The organism is Acidovorax sp. KPB24-03 (assembly GCF_057546605.1).
This window is the reverse complement of record NZ_BAAJYR010000509.1, coordinates 1-2147: the sequence shown is the minus strand read 5'-3', so window position 1 is coordinate 2147 and position 2147 is coordinate 1. Positions and strand designations below refer to the sequence as shown.

Sequence of the window (2147 nt, the reverse complement as noted above, 5' to 3'; positions counted from 1 at the left end):
CGCGCGAGCGCCGGCCGCCGCCACGCCGCTCACCACGTCGCCCACGACGATGACCGAGGGGCTGGCGAGCTGCTCGCGCTCGATGGTGGCGTGCAACTCGCCCAGGGTGGTGAGCGCGTGGCGCTGCTGGGGCAGGCTCACGTGCTGGATGACGACCACGGGGGTGCTGGCGGGCAGGCCGGTGAGCAGCTCCTGCTGGATGTGCGCGGCGCTGCTCACGCCCATGTAGATGACCAGGGTGAGGCGTGCATCGCGCGCGGTGGCGGCCAGTTGGCGCCAGTCGGTGCCGGCGTCGCCGGGCTTGGCGTGGCCGGTGACGAAGACCACGCCGTGCGCGTGCTCGCGGTGGGTGAGGGGTGTGCCCAGCAGCGTCATGCCGGCCAGGCCCGCGGTGATGCCGTTGACCACCTGCACGTCGATGCCGGCCGCGCGCAGGTGCTCGACCTCTTCGCCGCCGCGCCCGAAGATGAACGGGTCGCCGCCCTTCAGGCGCACGACGTTCTCACCCTCGTTCACGGCCATGACCATGAGCTTTTCGATGAAGGCCTGGGGCGTGCTCTTGCAGCCGCCGCGCTTGCCCACATGGACGATGCGCGCGCCGGGCGGGGCCATGGCCACGATCTCGTCGCTGACCAGGTCGTCCACCAGCAGCACGGTGGCGGCCTGGATGGCCTTGAGGGCCTTGATGGTGAGCAGTTCCGGATCGCCCGGGCCGGCGCCGACCAGCGTGCAGCGGCCGGGGGGAACGCTTCGAAGGCGGGGGTGGATGGGCGATTCATGGGTTTGTCTCCAAAGGGATTTGCCCGGCCAGACGCAAGATGTGTTCCACCTGACGGTACAGCGGCGCGGGCACCGGCAGCGCGCCGTCGAGCACCTGGCGCGTGTAGCGGGCGGTGGTGTCCACGTCGATGTCCTGGGGCAGGCCAGGCACCTCGCTGGCCGTGCCGGGCTGCTGCTCTTCCCACAGATGGTGCGCGCCGGCGACGAAGGCGTCGTAACGGGGCGTTCGTCGCGGATCGGCGGCCACTTCGCCTTCCAGCCCGCGCGAGAGCAGGGCGTTCATGCCCAGCGTGCCAAAGGTGGCGTGCAGCATGTCCTGGTACTCGGGGTGGGTGTAGGCGGTGACGACCAGCGACGGCCCGGCGCAGGGGTTCATCAGCTTGACGACGCTGTGGCCCGGGTTGCGCAGGCCGACCACTTCGCGCGCGGCCAGCAGGCGGGCCAGGCCCGGGTGCAGGGCTTCGGTGTGAATGTGGGCCACGGTGCCGTTTGCTATCTTTTCAGGAGCATTCAGGGCAGATATTCCTAGGGCGTCGAGCACATCCGATGCCAGAATGCGCCGCGCCTCGGTGCGCATGCCGTGCAGCAGCACGGGCAGGCCCTCGCGCGCCAGCAGCAGCGCCAGCAGCGGGGTGAGCACGGGCAGCTTGCGCGCGCCGTTGTAGCTGGGCAGCACGACCACGGGCCGGTCGCTGGCGGGCAGGCGGGCCAGGCGGGCGTGGGTGGCGTCGAGAAAGCCGCACATCTCCTCGGCGGTCTCGCCCTTGATGCGCATGGCGATGCAGAAGGCGCCGATCTCCAGGTCGGTGACCTGGCCGTCCAGCACCTGGCCGAACAGGTCGTTGGCCTGCGCGCGGCCGATGGCGCGGGCGCCGCGCGCGCCGCGGCCGAGGTCCTTGAGATAGTGGCTGATGGCCATGGCGTGGGGTTTTTCTGGCGGATCGAAGGGGACCGGATTCTCCCCCACTTCTGCCAACTTTTGGTTATATGGAGAGGGCGGCGGCGGGGGCCTGCGGGGAGGCCGGGGCCAGCGGCCCGGTGGCGCGCACCATGCGCTTGAGTTCGGGCACGCACGAGCCGCACTGGGTGCCGCAGCGCAGCGCGCCCTGCAGCTGCGCGAGCCGGTCGGCATCGGTGCCGTGGCACTGCGCCAGGTGGGCGGTGATGGCGGCGTCGGTCACGTTCAGGCAGGAGCACACGGGCTTGCCGCGCGACTGCACGGCTGTGCGCCGGAGGGCGCCTGGGCGCCGGGCACGAGCAGCAGGCGGCCGTAGCCTTGCGCGGGCAGCTCTTCCTGCAGCAGGGTCTTGAGCCACGCCTCCGCCCGGGTGTCGCCGGCCAGCAGCATGCCGGCCAGCAGGGTGTCG

2 protein-coding genes and 1 pseudogene are annotated in these 2147 nt (G+C 71.5%); all 3 read right to left on the bottom strand.

The window, feature by feature from the left end; genetic code table 11:
• Positions 1-768 (bottom strand): uroporphyrinogen-III C-methyltransferase (gene cobA / locus AC27KI_RS23315; RefSeq protein WP_487116095.1); only part of this gene is annotated, 768 nt, incomplete at its 3' end.
• A gap of 7 nt (positions 769-775) precedes the next feature.
• Positions 776-1699 carry a DNA-binding protein YbiB gene (gene ybiB, locus AC27KI_RS23310; RefSeq protein ID WP_487116093.1) on the bottom strand — a complete coding sequence of 308 codons (924 nt, stop codon included), beginning with the start codon at positions 1697-1699 and terminating at the stop codon, positions 776-778.
• A gap of 64 nt (positions 1700-1763) precedes the next feature.
• A pseudogene (locus AC27KI_RS23305) lies at positions 1764-2147 on the bottom strand ((2Fe-2S)-binding protein); the annotation flags it as partial.

Coding starts and splice junctions, on each gene's coding strand:
- ybiB (WP_487116093.1), bottom strand. CDS start 1,699: ATGGCCATCAGCCACTATCTCAAGGACCTCGGCCGCGGCGCGCGCGGC.